We start from the raw sequence: 14,563 nt of genomic DNA, 5'->3' as shown, positions 1-14,563 counted from the left end.
TATTTAGGCTGACGCTACCGAGATGACTATCAAGACAAATCATGACTAATGTTAGTTAAAAAAATAGCACCTGATACCTGCACATAAAGCAAACAATTTTTCTATACACCGACAAAATTTATTGATATACAAATATCAAATATATTAATAATTGTAACATGAGGTGTCTATGTCAGGCTCTGGTGGGGGTAGCTTTGGCGGCCAGTTCGGTCAGGATGATTTTGAAGTGACCTGTGAAAAACTTACGATTGATACTCAGTTAAGTTCGCCTGATCCGCATGTCGTAGCGCAGCTGTCAATCGGCGTGATTATGGGGATTATGCAAATCAATTCAAATGGGACTCTGCTAACGGTTGCTATGCACAACGGTATGCAGGCTGGGGGTATCGCTTCTCCCTACATCCAGCGCCTCCGTGACTGTATGAGTAATGGTACTACCTATGTTGCTAAAGTGACCGCCATTAACGGTGGTCAGGTCAGGGTCAGTGTGTACGCGATATGAGCAACAGCAAAACGGTCAGTACGGAGATCATCACTATTGCAGGCGGTGCCTATCATGAAATTATCCTTTATCCAGGAAATCACCAGGTTTACGGTTCAGCGGGAAGGGCGGCATCAGCACTGGCAACGCTCGGTGTAAACGTTGATTTGTACACCTACGCTGATGAAGTAGTCAATTCGGTTCTTCGAGAACGCGCCTGTTTTGAAAACTTCACGCTTCATACGAATGAAGTACGTGAATCCGTCATATTCCATTATGAGCATGGGCTGGCGGAACCTCGAATTTTCAATTACCCGGACACCCCTTACCCGGCCATTACAGTGAAAGCGCCCTGTATTCTACGCTATGGAATGCTGGAGGGATCCGCTGTAATCGACGCGGAATACGCAGTATATGATCCCCAGAATGTGACCAATCCGGAGCCATTCACAGCAAACGGATCCAGAGCAAAGCACCTCGCATTGATCCTTAATCGCTATGAGGCGAAGACCCTTAGTGGCCAGAGTGAATTATCCGACAGAGAGCATGCAGAGTTTCTCTACGAAAGTGGTCATGCCGAAGTCATCATTATCAAGCAGGGCCCAGCCGGTGCACTCATCTGCGATAAAGGGAAAATATCCTATATCCCTGCCTATGAGACAAGTCGGGTCAACAAAATTGGATCTGGTGACGCATTCGTAGCCTATTTTTCCCGTGAGTGGATGCTGAACAAAAAAACAGCCCACGATGCTGCGAATTATGCCTCACTTGCCACCGCATGCTACTGCGAAAGCGGACTTTTTCCTTCAGCAGAAGGGCTGGCTGCTTTCAGTCCCAGCCCCATCAAGCTTTCTCAGGCGTTCATTGAGGGTGGCAACAGAAAAGTCTATCTGGCTGGCCCCTTCTTTACCTTGGCACAGCTCTGGCTTGTTGAGCAAGCGCGACGGAACCTGAGCGATCTTGGGCTGGACGTTTTTTCCCCCTACCACATGGTTGGACACGGACCCGCAGAAGAAGTAGTCGAAAAGGATCTTGATGCGATACGGCAGGCCGACATCGTTTTTGCAATAGGTGATGCACTCGACTCCGGCACCATCTATGAAGTCGGTTACGCACGGGCGCTAGGCACCCCGGTGGTGTTCTATGCCGAGAACGAATCGGAAGAGGATCAGAAAATGATGGAAGGATCAGGATGTATCTTGAGCAAAGATTACGTCACAGCAATTTATAAAACGCTCTGGGTGGCCGCTCAAAAATGAAAACCGCACTTTTACTTTCTGGCGGAATGGACTCCATTGCTATTGCCTGGTGGAAGCGCCCGGATATAGCACTGACACTCGACTACGGTCAGCAAGCCGCCAATGCCGAAATTAAAGCTGCCACTGCCACCTGTGAGGCCCTTGGAATTGAGCATCACATTATACGCATTGACTGCCGTTCGCTGGGATCAGGGGATATGGCTGGTACCGCTATGGATCCGAATGCACCATCGAGCGATTGGTGGCCGTATCGTAACCAGATGCTCATCTCGCTGGCGGCCATGAAGGCAATAACGCTTGGCGTCACGCACCTGTGGATCGGCACAGTGAAGTCAGATGAAACGCATCTAGATGGTACCATAGGCTTTATCAGCAGAATCAGTGAGCTTATGTCGTTTCAGGAAGGAGGCATGGTTGTCGAAGCTCCGGCAATTACGTTATCAACCTCTGAGTTGATCAGAATTTCAGATGTTACGCCAGGTGGCCTCGCTTGGGCCCATAGCTGCCATAAGGCAAACATCCCATGCGGCAACTGCCGGGGGTGCAATAAGTATTTTCAGGTTCTGGATGATGTCGGATATGACTTGGACCGTTCCCGCTAGTCCTGTTCCTCGCGAACAGCCACTCAGTTATCAACCCGTTAACTGGCCCGCCGGAGATCCGTTTTTTCTGCCGCCTCCTTCGGAGAATGCAGTGCTTCCCGGATTGAATGATGTGATCGAAACCCGTAGAACACAGCGAAACTTCAGCCACGTCAGTCAGGCCCAGCTATCTCACTGGCTATGGCTAACCGGCAGAGTGATGGCTGTGGGACATTCAAGCTATGGCTTTCCACTAACTCAACGCCCCGTCCCCTCCGCTGGGGCCATACATCCTATTCACATTATTCTTTCCCTCCCTGAACGGGATGGGTGGCAGCTGTATCTGCCTGACATGCACGCGCTGGCACCGCTTCGGATCCCTGAGCAGACCCGATTCGAAATACGCGATGAGCTTTTGCCGGTAATTGATATCCAGAGCGGAATTATTGTCAGACTTATCGCTGAGCCGGGAAAAACGTCAGCAAAATATTCAGATGCTGATAGCCTTGTTTGGCGCGATTCTGGTGTTCTTGTTGGGCAGATGGCGCTTGTTGCCGAAGCGCTAGAATGCAATTTTTGCCCGCTGGGCATTACAGGCCATGACTGGTGCTCCGGATTAAAACTGGAAGGTCGTCTGGCTGGTACCGGACTGGCGGTTTTTGGCTCGCGATGAACGAGGGCGCAATTTCGCAAGAGGCTGGTCGCGCATGTTTTCGATGAGACTGAACACCGTACTGGAAGAGGCCTGCATTTCATACCAGATAAGCGCATCCAGCTCGGATGCTTTTACGCCCATAGCTTCACTGAACTCCAGAAATATTTGTTCCAGCTTCAGGTAGTCACGTTCAACAGTAAGGTCTCCCGGGAAAAAACCTGCAAGTAATCCCGCCCTAAGGATGTGAATGTCCAGAATAGCGACATCATCCGCACAGAGCCAGTTACGTGCTATCCATGATGCCGTTTTATGACCAATACCGGGAATGGAGGTCAGCCAGTCTCTGAGAGCACGGCCCGAATCCGTCGGCGGCATCTCTACATCCAGCCTGTTTAGTGCAACCGAGAGATAGCGCGATTTTTGCCGAGCAAAGCGGTAACGCACTGATTTGTTACCAGTTTTAATGGGCTCTGATAGCCATTCGTAAAGAGTGGCTTCAGATGGTGGCTGAGCATCAAACGCACCGCAATCCTTCAGCTTATTGAATGCGGCAAGGCCTATCGCAGCTGGTATGCCGTGTCCACCCAGCAGGCAGGCACCCACTTCCTCTTTGAGCGTTCGCCCAAGCTTGTAATTGACGGCATTGACTTCCAGACGACGGGCGAGTATTTGATAGGCCCAGTACGCTGGCGATGGGAACGCCTCAATTCTTCCCCACCGAACTCCCGGCAGGATATCCTGTTCCGGAGCTGGAAAGTCAAGATTGATAATTGTCGGTCCAATGAAGACCGCTCCGCGCTGCGTCATACAGTCTCCAGACCATAAGTTGCGTTCAGCCAGTTGATCAGTTCGTTGCGCTCTGCGGGTTCCATTCGTTCTATGCGATCATAAAGCCGAGTGCGTCTGCGGGCCAGAGTCTGTCTTTCCCGATAACTGCTGCCCATGTATCGCGCGTCATGCAACCTGTCAGGAACATCAAAGTTCATCCATACGCATTCTTCACGCACGCTCGTATGAGTCTTGGCGTTAAATCGCTCGCAGCGCCATCCGCTCAGCATTTCGTCATAGATAGGATTTCCGTAACCGGATATCATGACCATGCAGGGCAACCTGGCAAGCACTTGCAGCAACCGGCGATGATCGTCATCTGAATATTCATGACGATAGATTTTGCTACGTTTACGCGTGCTATGAACATAGGGTGGGTCGGCGTAAACCAGTTCACTACCCTGATACGGAAACGTACTGAGATACGCTATAGCGTCATCCTGAATGAGTTCGCAGGGAATATCCCCGCCGCGCCATACATCAATAACCTGTTGGTCAATATCGATTCCAATATTACGGGCTGCTGGCCGTTTGTTGCGCATCACAGCTCCTCCACCAAGGTGGGTTTCAATATATGTCTCGTGCACTGGCATCAGGTTGATGAGTCTCTGATAGCACTTGCCTTTACCACCGGGATATCTCATGCGCTAATCATCGTCATTTCTGACGATGATGTCAATTACAATCGGTATTGGTGTACGCGCTCCTTTACTACAAGGTACATAATCAATAACTTGATAGTTCGTTTTTTGTAAACTCTATTGCATAGCTGTTCGCACTAACGCATAGCAACGTGATGATTTAAAAAATATATTGTCTCGTTACAGGAATAGATGCGATAGATAATTTATTCTGCTCAATGATGGATGCGACGGATGCATTTTCACTTCCAGGGTGCAGCACGGACGAGCACTCGCCCGGAACTCTTTAACGATGATAAAACCTGGGTAGTTTGCTGGCACAGAGGATTCATTCCGAATAACAGGGACGAATCTCAGCCCCGGGTTTACATTTCTCACGTCTGCGCTTAAGCAGGCTGATTGCTATATTCTGCCCACAGGAGCCTGTATGACACGCAGCAAAGAACAGCTCTGGTCTGAACGTCAGGGGAACAATACCCGTAGGCCAGATGAAATAAGGTCGGAATACGAACGTGATCTTTCCCGACTAATCCACTCTTCCGCGTTCAGGCGATTACAGTCGAAGACACAGGTGCTGGGGCTGGGCGAGAGCGACTTCTACCGCACACGGCTGACTCACTCTATGGAGGTAGCGCAGATTGGCAGCGGCATCCTGTCTCAGCTGAATATACGCTATCCCGTTGGGGTAGCGGCTGAGGCGGAATTCCTGCCTCACCCAAGCCTTATGCAGGCTATCTGCCTTGCCCACGATATCGGCCATCCCCCCTTCGGTCATGGTGGTGAAGTTGCGCTTAACTACTGCATGAGAGCCTATGGAGGCTTTGAGGGTAACGGACAGACGCTGCGTATACTCACCCAATTGGATAAGTACACCGAGTCCAACGGGCTGGATCCGACGCGCAGGCTTATTCTAGGCGTGCTGAAATACCCGGCAAGCTACTCTGAGGTAGTCAACGAGAGCGCTTACGGCCAGCTAGAGTCAGGAAGCCGTGAATGGCTGTTTAAATCCTCCGGCTTTAAGCCCCCGAAATGCTATCTGGACTCCGAAGCGGATACTGTCAGCTTCGCACTCCAACCTTTTGATCATGATGATGCGCTGTTATTCAGATCCGGAAGAAAGACCACCGAGCCGGTTGAGCACAGGAAAACGAAATATAAAGCGCTGGACACAACGATTATGGACTTAGCGGATGAGATATCCTACTCACTCCATGATCTTGAGGACGCGATCTCACTGAGAATGATCGACAAAAGCATGTGGATGGACTACTTCAGTGACAAGTCGCATCTGTTTGAAGCATGTCAACGTAGCTCGTTTGACCTGACCGCTGAAGACGTAGCCGATAAGCTGTTCGGCAGAAGCTACCTTCGCAAGGAATGTATCGGAACGCTGGTTCATCTGATGATCACAAGTGTCACGCTTCAGGTGCAGCATCCTGATTTCAAGTGCGGAATGCTTCGCTATAAAGTGGCACTACCTGCTGAAGTCGAAGCCTTACGTGAGGCCATTTTCAGTCTGGTTGAGGACAAGGTTATCCGGCACGAAAACGTTCAGCTACTGGAGTTCAAAGGCCAGAAGTTGATTGTAGAGCTGTTCAATGTGCTGGCAAGCGACCCCACACGTTTTCTCCCGGCAGAGACGTGCAAGAAGTATAGAGAAGCTGAAAAAGCTGACGATAAAAAAATGCGGGTCATTAGCGACTATGTTTCAGGTATGACGGACGAGTACGCGACCCGGATGTATGAGAAAATCTTTGTTCCGCGCAAAGGATCAATCTTTGACAGACTCTGATGTTCCCCCTGCACATGGCAAAACCGTGAGCATGATGAATTAGAAGTTGGCACTGGCCCTGTTTTCAGGGGGGCTCAATCCTTATCAGTATTGTCGGGTTCTATGGCTTTTTTTGGGATAGCATAAGCTCTATTGCTAACTCAGCATACTGCGCGTCACTGGGCCAGAAAGTCACGGTTACTGAATAAGTGTCAGTTACAAAAAAAGCGGGGGTAGCACCCCGCTTTGGTATTTTTGGTAAGTAGCAACCCGGAGGCGGGAAGCTTTGCTTATCCTAACCTCAACTGCGCTATGTATACAAATTTTTGAGCCTTTCTGTAAGTTTGTGTAAATTTTCATTTGTTAAATGGTGATCGAACAGGAGGTTTTTGCACTGCAAGCCACTCCATTAAAAATCATTTTCCCACTACAGCACATCTGACTTTTTTCATCTGTTTTAAATTAAAATCATTTCTAATCAATTAGATACTATTTGATGCGGACGATGTGCTGTAGCGGGATGTATCAATTATCTATTAATAAAAGATAGTTGAATTATTTTTACTAATACTGATTAGTGCAATGATACTTACTAAATGGTTTGAAATAATGTAAGTTGTTGATATATAATCATAGTTATAGACATGATGTATGATGGTACTAGCGGGGGAGCTCTAATGATCCAGATAATTATTGAGAAATGCGGAGATAGCCCAGTATTCAAAATACCAGAAGCAATTATGGAAAAAGTTGGCTTCAGTATCGGCGATGCTATTGATATTGAAGCCAAAAATGGCTGTATCATTATTGGCCCAGCGGAACTGGTTAAATATTCCCTTGAAAATCTTATTGAGGGCATTTCTGAGGTTAATCTTCACAACAGAGTTGACTTCAGGCTGCCAATAGGCAAAGAGTTGCTCTGATTCTCTTTTAGACTAATTCCAGAAAATTGGAATGATTGCGGTGAGCAACAACCAAGAGAGGAAAGTAAAGTTTTTAGTCGTAATAAAGGCTATTTTTTACTATAAACTTCACATAGTTAATAAATTATCATATAACAATATGAAATTATTATATTTTTTGTTTTGTTTTCCACTATCAGGTAATTAGAACCGTTCTGATAAGCCGCCGCTCAACGGCCCTTATTAAGACGTTCAAAACCCTGCTCCGGCAGGGTTTTTGCTTTTTTATTGCGCACCATCTGCCCACATCAGCACCGCTTCGGTGCGTCAATTGCTCTGTATTGCGCTCATTATTTTCGGCTTAATTAGATTAACTAAATGAAAATTAATATAAATTTATATCTGGCACGTTTTGTGCCTACATCAGTGTATACACACATGTAGGCAAGGAGCAGATGATGACTCAGATCCAATCAGCAAAATGTATGCAGGGCATGGCCGTTGCGCCGCACTCGCTGGCTGCGGAAAGCGCGGTGGCCGTTTTACGCGATGGCGGTAATGCGGTTGAAGCAATGGTGGCTGCGGCGGCGACTATTGCTGTGGTTTACCCGCATATGAACGGCATCGGCGGTGATGGATTCTGGTTAATCTCCCGGCCCGGCGAAGAACCTGTGGCGATTCAGGCCTGTGGCTTCGCGGCGGAAAAAGCGAATATCGATTTTTATCGCCAGGCGGGTTATGCACAGGTGCCGGTGCGCGGACCGTTGGCGGCCAATACCGTTGCGGGCACGATTGGCGGTTGGGAACGTGCGCTGGAGTGGGCGAGAGAATATGAGGCAAATGCGCCGCTGCCGTTAACGCGCTTGTTAAAGGACGCCATACACTATGCGCGTCATGGCGTGCCGGTTACCGCAGGGCTGCATCAACAGATTGCCGTACGGTTGCCACAGCTGGGCCAGTATCCAGGATTTTGCGGTCTGTTTGCGCCTGAAGGGCAGGCGCTCGGCCCAGATGAATTGCTGCTTCAGCCTGCACTCGCCAACACGCTGGAACGGCTGGCAACCCATGGGCTGGGTGATTTTTACCACGGTGAGACCGCCCGCCTGATCGCCAGCGAACTGGAGGCAGCCGGAAGCCTGCTGCGCTTTAGCGACCTTGACGCTTATCGTGCCGCACGGGTGAAGCCGCTGGCGCTGGAAACGGAGAGAGGGACGGTTTATAACCTTCCACCGCCGTCGCAGGGCCTGGTTTCGCTGCTGATTACGGGCATGATTGAGCAGCAGCGTAACAAGGGGGCTATTGCCGACGAAGCCGATTTTGTCCACCACTGTGTCGAAGCCACCAAGCTGGCTTTCAGCCTGCGCGATAGCCATATCACTGATCCGGCCCACATGACACTGGATCCACAATCGCTGCTGACGGCAGACAGCATCGCTCAGCTCAGCGCGCAGATTGTTCCCGACCGGGCGCAGGCCTGGGGTAAAGGTCGCGGGCCGGCGGATACCATCTGGATGGGCGTTATTGATGCTTCCGGCACGGCGGTCAGCTTTATTCAGAGTATCTATCACGAATTTGGCAGCGCGGTGGTTCTTGCCGATAGCGGCATCATCTGGCAGAACCGCGGAAGTAGTTTTTCGCTGGATCCCAATGCCACTAACCCCCTACAGCCGGGTCGTCTGCCGTTCCATACCCTTAACCCAGGGTTGGCGAGGCTGAGCAATGGCGACGCGCTGGTCTACGGCAGCATGGGCGGCGACGGCCAGCCGCAGACGCTGGCAGCCATCTTTGACCGCATCCTCCATCAGAACATGACGCCTCAGGCGGCGGTCGCCGCGCCGCGCTGGTTATTAGGGCGCACCTGGGGTGAGAGCAACGACACGCTTAAGATTGAAAGCCGCCTTAGAGCGGAGACTACCGAGACCCTCAAACAGTACGGCCATGACGTCGAGATATACCCCCCTTATGACGACCTCATGGGGCATGCCGGGGCAATCCTCCGGCACCGCAACGGCATGCTGGAAGGCGGAAGCGACCCGCGCAGCGACGGTGGCGTCGCCCGCTGGTAACCCAGCATTTTTCCAAATGAAACATTCCTGGAATGACGCGGCGCGCAAAGCGTGCCCGCTTTCTGGCGACATTTTTTCGTCTATTGGAGCGTAAAATGACCGTTCTCAGAGAACCTTTGGTGGCACCAAAATTGGGCAAATGGGCGCAGCTGGTGCTGGGTCTTATCTGTATGGCCTCTATCTCCAGTCCGCAGTATGTGTGGACGCTGCTGACCAAACCGCTGACGGAAAAGCTGGGCGTAGGCCTGCCGGAGCTGCAGGTGACCTTTTCGCTGTTAATTATTCTACAGACCTTTTTTCCCCCTTTCAGGGGCGGCTGGTTGAACGATTTGGCCCCCGGCTGTTGATTTCCATTGGCACGGTGATGGCGGGAATGAGCTGGGTGCTCTCCGCTCATATTAACGGCCTGATGGCGCTGTACCTGGTGTACGGCTGCATCGGTGGATTGGGCACCGGGATTGTGTATATCGGCGTGGTGGGGCTGATGGTGAAGTGGTTTCCGCAAAACCGTGGTTTTGCTGCGGGGGCGGTGGCTGCGGGTTACGGCATGGGGGCGATATTAACCACCTTCCCGATCTCGATTTCTCTGGGTCACTACGGTCTGGAGCAGACCATGACCGTGTTCGGCATCGTCTTCGCCGCCGTGGGGTTGCTGGCCAGTCAGGGGCTGAGCCTGCCGCCCAATTCGACCGCGCAGCCCGCCAGCCGGAAAATCGTGCAGGGAACGCGTCAGTTTTCCTCTCGTGAAATGCTGCGCCAGCCGCTGTTCTGGCTGATGTTCGCCATGATGGCGATGATGTCCACCTCCGGGCTCATGGTCACCTCGCAGATGGCCATCTTTGCCGAGGATTTCGGCATCAGCAAAGCCGTGGTATTCGGTATGGCCGCGCTGCCGCTGGCGTTGACCATCGACCGCTTTACTAACGGGCTGACACGGCCGCTGTTCGGCTTTATTTCTGACCGCTACGGTCGTGAAAAAACCATGTTCATCGCCTTTGCCCTTGAAGGGGTTGCGATGACGCTATGGCTCGCCTGTCGCGAGGACCCGCTGCTGTTTGTGCTGCTTTCCGGGGTGGTGTTCTTCGGATGGGGCGAAATTTTCTCGCTGTTCCCCTCGACGCTGACCGACACATTCGGCAGTGAGAATGCCGCCTCGAACTACGGCTGGTTGTATATTTCGCAGGGGATAGGCTCCATCTTTGGCGGGCCGCTGGCTGCGCTGTTGTACCAGCACACTCAAGGGTGGCATGTGGTCTTCGGCTGTGCAATTACCCTTGATTTCGTCACCGCAGGGCTGGCACTGTGGGTGCTGAAACCCTGGCGTGCACGCTTTATTCGCCAGCACAGTTAATCGCGGAGCACTTTATGACGTTCACGACATCGGAACCCACGCCGCTTCTTGCGCATTCAGATCGCGTATTTCTGCAGCTGCGACAGGAGATTTATCAGTTCGTCCTGCTGCCCGGCGATCGTTTTACGGAGGTGGACATTGCCCGCCGCCTGGGGTGTTCCCGCACGCCGGTTCGCGAAGCGCTGCTGCGGCTGCAAAACGAGGGGCTGGTCAGGCGCTGTTTACGTAACGGGTGGGAAGTCTTCCCCATCGATTTCGATGTCTATGAAGATCTGTACGAGACGCGCGCGCTGATTGAAGTGAATTCGGTGCGCAGTCTATGCAGTTCTACGTCAGTAAAAGTGAATCGGCAGGTACTCGCCGGGCTGAACGCTATCTGGCGGGTTGCGCCGCAGGAGATGCTGGCGTGCGATGATATTGCCTCGCTGGACGAGCAGTTCCATCTGGCGCTAACCGAGGCTGCGGGCAACCGGGAGTTAACGGCTATTCTGACCAATATCACCAACCGCATTCGCATTATGCGGCGGCTCGATTTTGAATATGAATCCCGTATTACCCAGACCTACAGAGAGCATGCTGAGCTGCTGGAAGCCATTGAACAGCGCGATGAAGCGCGCGCGATAGCGCTGATCTCGGCGCATATTCAGGATGCTTACCAGGGCGCCAGCACCATAACCCTGCGACGCTTGCAGGGGGTGCGGGTCAAGCAGATTCTGTAACCGGGGCTAGCCGTTGTTTTTATCGGTCGCGGGCAAAATCGGCGGTTTCCCCATCGCCGCCCGCTTCCGGTTCATCTCATCCAGAATCAGCCGGTAGGCGATGAAGTACTTGTAGATATTGCTCACGTAGGTCACCGTCTCGGCGCCAATTTTCTCGGCAGCCAGATTTTCCACGTTGCCAAACCAGACGTTGGGGTCAAAACCGCGTTTTGCTGTCTCCTGGCGCAAACGCGCAATGCGTGCGGGCCCGGCGTTGTACGCGGCAAAAGAAAACAATGCCTTATCCAGCTGCGTCATCGGCTCGTCGCCGTAGTAGTGGTCAATCATCCAGCGCATATACTTCACCCCGGCATGAATGTTCGGGTCCAGCTGTTTAATGTCGCCCACCTTCAACGCTTTACCGGTGCCAGGCATCACCTGCATCACGCCAATCGCGCCGACATGACTGCGCACCGACTGATTAAGTCGTGACTCCTGGTAACCCTGCGCGGCCATTAGCAGCCAATCAACGTCATAGCGGTCGCCGTACTTGCGGAAAATCTCCACCATCGTCAAAAATTTGCGTCGTTCTTTTTCCGCGGCGGCGTTTTTAACGTATTTCGCGTTCTTCAGATAGCGCAGCAACAGGGTATTTCCCAGCGTACTGCCCTGGCGGTTATCTTTGATAAAGCCGTTGAGCGCCGCCAACAGCTGCGGCTCATCCTGGCGCACAGCCCAGGCAATACTGCCGTTTTCGCGCAGGACGATATCTTCATGAACCTGAATTTTAGGGAAAACCTGTTTCCAGAACAGCGCCTTGTGACGATCGACGATGATAAGCGGGATCAGCCCGGCACTCAGCATTTCCAGCAGATCTTCATCTTCCAGCGCTTCGGGCGCGGGCTGGATAATGACCGGCGGCCGGGAGGCTGAAGCAAAGCGCGCGTTAAGCGCGACCAGGCTCTCATAGTAGCTCGACGATCGGCGGACAAAGACCGTCTTGCCGGAGAGATCGTCAATATTCTTTACCGTGGGGGAGGCTGGGCCGGAGATTAACAGTTCCTGGATATTGTTGTAGATAGGGTCGGTGAAGGCGACCGCCTGCTGGCGCGAGGGGGTTATCGTCAGGTTCGCGGCGGCAATATCGCCCTTGCCGGCGTTAAGCGCGGAAAGAAGATTATCACGAGTGACCGGCACAAAAATGATACGCACCTTGAGATGGCGCTGTTGCAGCTTTTTCTCTTTGGCGAGCCGGGCGTTCAGCGCTTTTTCAAATTCGGCGAAAATATCGTGTGTGGCGCCGCGCTGCTGACCTTTATCAATAAAAAAGAAGGTCTTACTGTAGGTGGTGAGGACCCGAATAACGCGCCTGTCGAGCATGCCCGGCAGGTCGCCGCGCCAGGGTTGCATAACGCTGTCGATGTTAATTTCCAGCGCATCGGTTTTTTCTTCCGCCTGTGCGACGGCGCAGATAAGCAGCAGCGCGCTGAAGCTGGCCGTAATCAGGCGATAAAAAGGCATGGCGTTCATGAGGCGACGCTCCGCAGGGGGATCTTTCTATTTTAGCTGAGCGGCGTCAAAAGCCCTTTCCGGGATAGGGCTTTTTCATTGGTTCGGGCAATAAAAAGCCCCGACGCATCGGGGCTTCATTATCAGTAGAGGGCGACCGGCCATTCCGGCGGTGCCTGGCTCATCACTTCCACCATCACATCTTTAATATTGTTGAAGATAGTGGCGATATCCACGAGGGTGATGCCCAGTAATCCGGTAGCAAACCAGCAAGCGGCGGCTACCCCTAGCAGACCGCTGATGACGGCGAGCCCGGCATAGTCAGATTTACGAAATTGAATTTTCAGCGTACTGGCGAGAAACATCAGTACCGCGCTGGTCAACGGCCAGCGTAACAACGCAACGCCTGCGGTAATCGAAACCATGAGACCTTATCCTCAGAGATAAACAACAAGCTGCCCTGACAGCACTTATTGATTGAGGCGCGAGGCGCTCAGGCTATCTAAAGGCATTCACAAATCGAATGAAACAGTGTTTTTGTTTCATCTCAATGTGTGAACTATATCACGTTTGTTGTTTTATTCACCAGAGGTAAACGCAGGATTTTTGTCAACGCCGCGGCCCCGTGAGCCGCGGCAGAGCAATACTATGCGGAGATATGGTGGCGATAATCCGTCGGCGTGCGGTCGAACTCACGGCGGAATACCCGAGAGAACGTCTGCTGTGAGACATAGCCCAGATCCATGGCAATATCGAAGATGGGGCGCTGGGTGGTGCGCAGCGCTTCTGCCGCCAGCAGCAGGCGTCGCTGGCGAATATACTCCCCTAGCGTCTGGTGCATCACGGTGCGGAACATCCGTTGCAGATACCACTTCGAATAGCCGGATTTTCTGGCCACGATGTCGATATTAAGCGGTTGATCGATATGTTCATCTATCCATTCAATGAGCGTATGAATAATATCCCGATGTGACATAAGGCTCTCCCCGTTGTCTATTTTCGCGTCGATTTTTTGTCTGTCGGCGAGTATAATTCCTCAGGTTAACTTGAGGTAAAGCGTATTATGGAAAAAAAATCGACCCGCATAAAATCTCTGCTAACGCCCGGTGAGGTAGCGAAACGAACTGGGGTTGCGGTCTCTGCACTGCATTTTTATGAGAGTAAAGGGCTGATTCATAGCACGCGCAACAGCGGCAACCAGCGCCGTTATAAGCGCGATGTGCTGCGCTATGTGGCGATCATTAAAATCGCGCAACGCCTCGGTATTCCGCTGGCGACCATCGGCGATTCCTTTAGCGTGCTGCCGGAAAACCACACGTTAGGGCCGCGTGACTGGAAGCACCTCACCACCCAATGGCGGGAAGAGCTGGATAAGCGTATTCATGCCATGGAGGCCCTGCGCGACCAGCTCGATGGCTGCATTGGCTGCGGCTGTATGTCGTTGCGCGATTGTCCACTGCGTAACCCGGGCGATAAACTCGGTCAGGAAGGTACCGGCGCACGTTTGCTGGAAGACGAATAACGCTTATCGATTAGCGACATCTTTGCCACAGAATTGTTGCCGGATTGCGCATAAACGATAACGTTTGCGCATGGGTTGGCCAATTCTTCATCGGCAATCGTTAATTTTCATAAACCAGGGCAAACTTCTGTTGAAAAAGAGGGCATAAAAGCCAGATAATCGTTTGCCTTGAATTTCCGGCCGCATCTTGTGCCGAAAATGACCAGGCTCACCTCATATCGCACCCGCGAAGATGAGGTATTCCGATTCTCGTTTTGTCTGCGCGGAGTTAATCGTTTGCTTTTTTTGTGGCTCCCCTT

At 52.0% G+C, this 14,563-nt stretch carries 14 protein-coding genes and 1 pseudogene; 10 read left to right on the top strand and 5 right to left on the bottom strand.

All coding sequences use genetic code 11. The features are described 5' to 3' along the window. The first annotated feature begins 169 nt into the window (after positions 1-169). Genes H7R58_RS21940 through H7R58_RS21925 form a run of 4 tightly spaced genes read left to right on the top strand, consistent with a single transcriptional unit; the run spans position 170 to position 2,994 of the window. Positions 170-502, top strand: coding sequence for a hypothetical protein (locus H7R58_RS21940; RefSeq protein WP_001514826.1), 333 nt, complete (start codon positions 170-172; stop codon positions 500-502). Then, positions 499-1,740, top strand: coding sequence for a PfkB family carbohydrate kinase (locus tag H7R58_RS21935; protein WP_001514827.1), 1,242 nt, complete (start codon positions 499-501; stop codon positions 1,738-1,740). The genes H7R58_RS21940 and H7R58_RS21935 overlap by 4 nt, the downstream gene beginning before the upstream one ends. Further along, the gene (locus H7R58_RS21930) at positions 1,737-2,342 is read left to right on the top strand and encodes a 7-cyano-7-deazaguanine synthase (RefSeq protein WP_016236833.1); all 606 of its coding nucleotides are present in this window, start codon (positions 1,737-1,739) and stop codon (positions 2,340-2,342) included. Before H7R58_RS21935 ends, H7R58_RS21930 begins: the two co-directional genes overlap by 4 nt. Further along, positions 2,308-2,994, top strand: a complete 687-nt coding sequence (locus tag H7R58_RS21925) for a nitroreductase family protein (RefSeq protein WP_224376115.1) — start codon at positions 2,308-2,310, stop codon at positions 2,992-2,994. The genes H7R58_RS21930 and H7R58_RS21925 overlap by 35 nt, the downstream gene beginning before the upstream one ends. Here the strand turns inward: H7R58_RS21925 and H7R58_RS21920 are convergent. Together H7R58_RS21920 and H7R58_RS21915 are read right to left on the bottom strand one after the other, a co-directional pair. Beyond that, positions 2,938-3,783 carry an 8-oxoguanine DNA glycosylase gene (locus H7R58_RS21920; RefSeq protein ID WP_001514830.1) on the bottom strand — a complete coding sequence of 282 codons (846 nt, stop codon included), beginning with the start codon at positions 3,781-3,783 and terminating at the stop codon, positions 2,938-2,940. The genes H7R58_RS21925 and H7R58_RS21920 overlap by 57 nt on opposite strands. Beyond that, a complete protein-coding gene (locus H7R58_RS21915; RefSeq protein ID WP_001514831.1) occupies positions 3,780-4,346 on the bottom strand; it encodes a DNA adenine methylase in 567 nt (188 codons plus the stop codon). Before H7R58_RS21915 ends, H7R58_RS21920 begins: the two co-directional genes overlap by 4 nt. A gap of 526 nt (positions 4,347-4,872) precedes the next feature. Here H7R58_RS21915 and H7R58_RS21910 point away from each other — a divergent pair. The 5 genes and pseudogenes from H7R58_RS21910 (at position 4,873) to H7R58_RS21890 (ending at position 11,254) form a co-directional block, all read left to right on the top strand. Continuing rightward, on the top strand, positions 4,873-6,237 hold the full coding sequence (locus H7R58_RS21910; RefSeq protein ID WP_001514832.1) for an anti-phage deoxyguanosine triphosphatase: 1,365 nt from the start codon (positions 4,873-4,875) through the stop codon (positions 6,235-6,237). A gap of 656 nt (positions 6,238-6,893) precedes the next feature. Next, the gene (locus H7R58_RS21905; protein WP_001514834.1) at positions 6,894-7,139 is read left to right on the top strand and encodes an AbrB/MazE/SpoVT family DNA-binding domain-containing protein; all 246 of its coding nucleotides are present in this window, start codon (positions 6,894-6,896) and stop codon (positions 7,137-7,139) included. Positions 7,140-7,573: 434 nt separating this feature from the next. After that, positions 7,574-9,184 carry a gamma-glutamyltransferase family protein gene (locus tag H7R58_RS21900; RefSeq protein WP_320108684.1) on the top strand — a complete coding sequence of 537 codons (1,611 nt, stop codon included), beginning with the start codon at positions 7,574-7,576 and terminating at the stop codon, positions 9,182-9,184. Between the two features lie 32 nt (positions 9,185-9,216). Then, positions 9,217-10,535, top strand: a pseudogene (gene oxlT / locus H7R58_RS21895) (oxalate/formate MFS antiporter). A gap of 14 nt (positions 10,536-10,549) precedes the next feature. Next, the gene (locus H7R58_RS21890) at positions 10,550-11,254 is read left to right on the top strand and encodes a GntR family transcriptional regulator (RefSeq protein ID WP_106928541.1); all 705 of its coding nucleotides are present in this window, start codon (positions 10,550-10,552) and stop codon (positions 11,252-11,254) included. A gap of 6 nt (positions 11,255-11,260) precedes the next feature. On the opposite strand, the gene H7R58_RS21885 is transcribed toward H7R58_RS21890, so the two are convergent. The 3 genes from H7R58_RS21885 to soxS all read right to left on the bottom strand — a co-directional run bounded on the left by H7R58_RS21885 (position 11,261) and on the right by soxS (position 13,718). After that, positions 11,261-12,754, bottom strand: a complete 1,494-nt coding sequence (locus tag H7R58_RS21885) for an MltF family protein (protein WP_227673992.1) — start codon at positions 12,752-12,754, stop codon at positions 11,261-11,263. A gap of 131 nt (positions 12,755-12,885) precedes the next feature. Beyond that, positions 12,886-13,167: a YjcB family protein gene (locus H7R58_RS21880; RefSeq protein ID WP_106928537.1), complete on the bottom strand. Its 282-nt coding sequence runs from the start codon at positions 13,165-13,167 to the stop codon at positions 12,886-12,888. A gap of 221 nt (positions 13,168-13,388) precedes the next feature. Beyond that, complete coding sequence (soxS, locus tag H7R58_RS21875) at positions 13,389-13,718, bottom strand: superoxide response transcriptional regulator SoxS (protein WP_106928535.1); 330 nt, start codon at positions 13,716-13,718, stop codon at positions 13,389-13,391. An 87-nt stretch (positions 13,719-13,805) separates the two neighbouring features. Here soxS and soxR point away from each other — a divergent pair, with 87 nt between their 5' ends. Beyond that, entirely contained in the window at positions 13,806-14,264 is a 459-nt protein-coding gene (gene soxR / locus H7R58_RS21870) for a redox-sensitive transcriptional activator SoxR (RefSeq protein ID WP_106928533.1), read from the top strand. The last annotated feature ends 299 nt before the right edge of the window (positions 14,265-14,563 follow it).

Source organism: Klebsiella sp. WP4-W18-ESBL-05, assembly GCF_014169075.1.
GTDB classification, from domain to species: domain Bacteria; phylum Pseudomonadota; class Gammaproteobacteria; order Enterobacterales; family Enterobacteriaceae; genus Kluyvera; species Kluyvera ascorbata_B.
Note: the sequence above shows the minus strand (reverse complement) of the source record. Positions and strands in the feature narration are given on the sequence as shown.

What these genes read in the sequence shown, in the direction of transcription:
- H7R58_RS21920 (WP_001514830.1), bottom strand. Translation starts at nt 3,783, where the DNA reads ATGACGCAGCGCGGAGCGGTCTTCATTGGACCGACAATTATCAATCTT.
- H7R58_RS21935 (WP_001514827.1), top strand. Translation starts at nt 499, where the DNA reads ATGAGCAACAGCAAAACGGTCAGTACGGAGATCATCACTATTGCAGGC.
- H7R58_RS21940 (WP_001514826.1), top strand. Translation starts at nt 170, where the DNA reads ATGTCAGGCTCTGGTGGGGGTAGCTTTGGCGGCCAGTTCGGTCAGGAT.
- H7R58_RS21900 (WP_320108684.1), top strand. Translation starts at nt 7,574, where the DNA reads ATGATGACTCAGATCCAATCAGCAAAATGTATGCAGGGCATGGCCGTT.
- H7R58_RS21910 (WP_001514832.1), top strand. Translation starts at nt 4,873, where the DNA reads ATGACACGCAGCAAAGAACAGCTCTGGTCTGAACGTCAGGGGAACAAT.
- soxR (WP_106928533.1), top strand. Translation starts at nt 13,806, where the DNA reads ATGGAAAAAAAATCGACCCGCATAAAATCTCTGCTAACGCCCGGTGAG.
- H7R58_RS21880 (WP_106928537.1), bottom strand. Translation starts at nt 13,167, where the DNA reads ATGGTTTCGATTACCGCAGGCGTTGCGTTGTTACGCTGGCCGTTGACC.
- H7R58_RS21915 (WP_001514831.1), bottom strand. Translation starts at nt 4,346, where the DNA reads ATGCGCAACAAACGGCCAGCAGCCCGTAATATTGGAATCGATATTGAC.
- soxS (WP_106928535.1), bottom strand. Translation starts at nt 13,718, where the DNA reads ATGTCACATCGGGATATTATTCATACGCTCATTGAATGGATAGATGAA.
- H7R58_RS21930 (WP_016236833.1), top strand. Translation starts at nt 1,737, where the DNA reads ATGAAAACCGCACTTTTACTTTCTGGCGGAATGGACTCCATTGCTATT.
- H7R58_RS21905 (WP_001514834.1), top strand. Translation starts at nt 6,894, where the DNA reads ATGATCCAGATAATTATTGAGAAATGCGGAGATAGCCCAGTATTCAAA.
- H7R58_RS21925 (WP_224376115.1), top strand. Translation starts at nt 2,308, where the DNA reads ATGATGTCGGATATGACTTGGACCGTTCCCGCTAGTCCTGTTCCTCGC.
- H7R58_RS21885 (WP_227673992.1), bottom strand. Translation starts at nt 12,754, where the DNA reads ATGCCTTTTTATCGCCTGATTACGGCCAGCTTCAGCGCGCTGCTGCTT.
- H7R58_RS21890 (WP_106928541.1), top strand. Translation starts at nt 10,550, where the DNA reads ATGACGTTCACGACATCGGAACCCACGCCGCTTCTTGCGCATTCAGAT.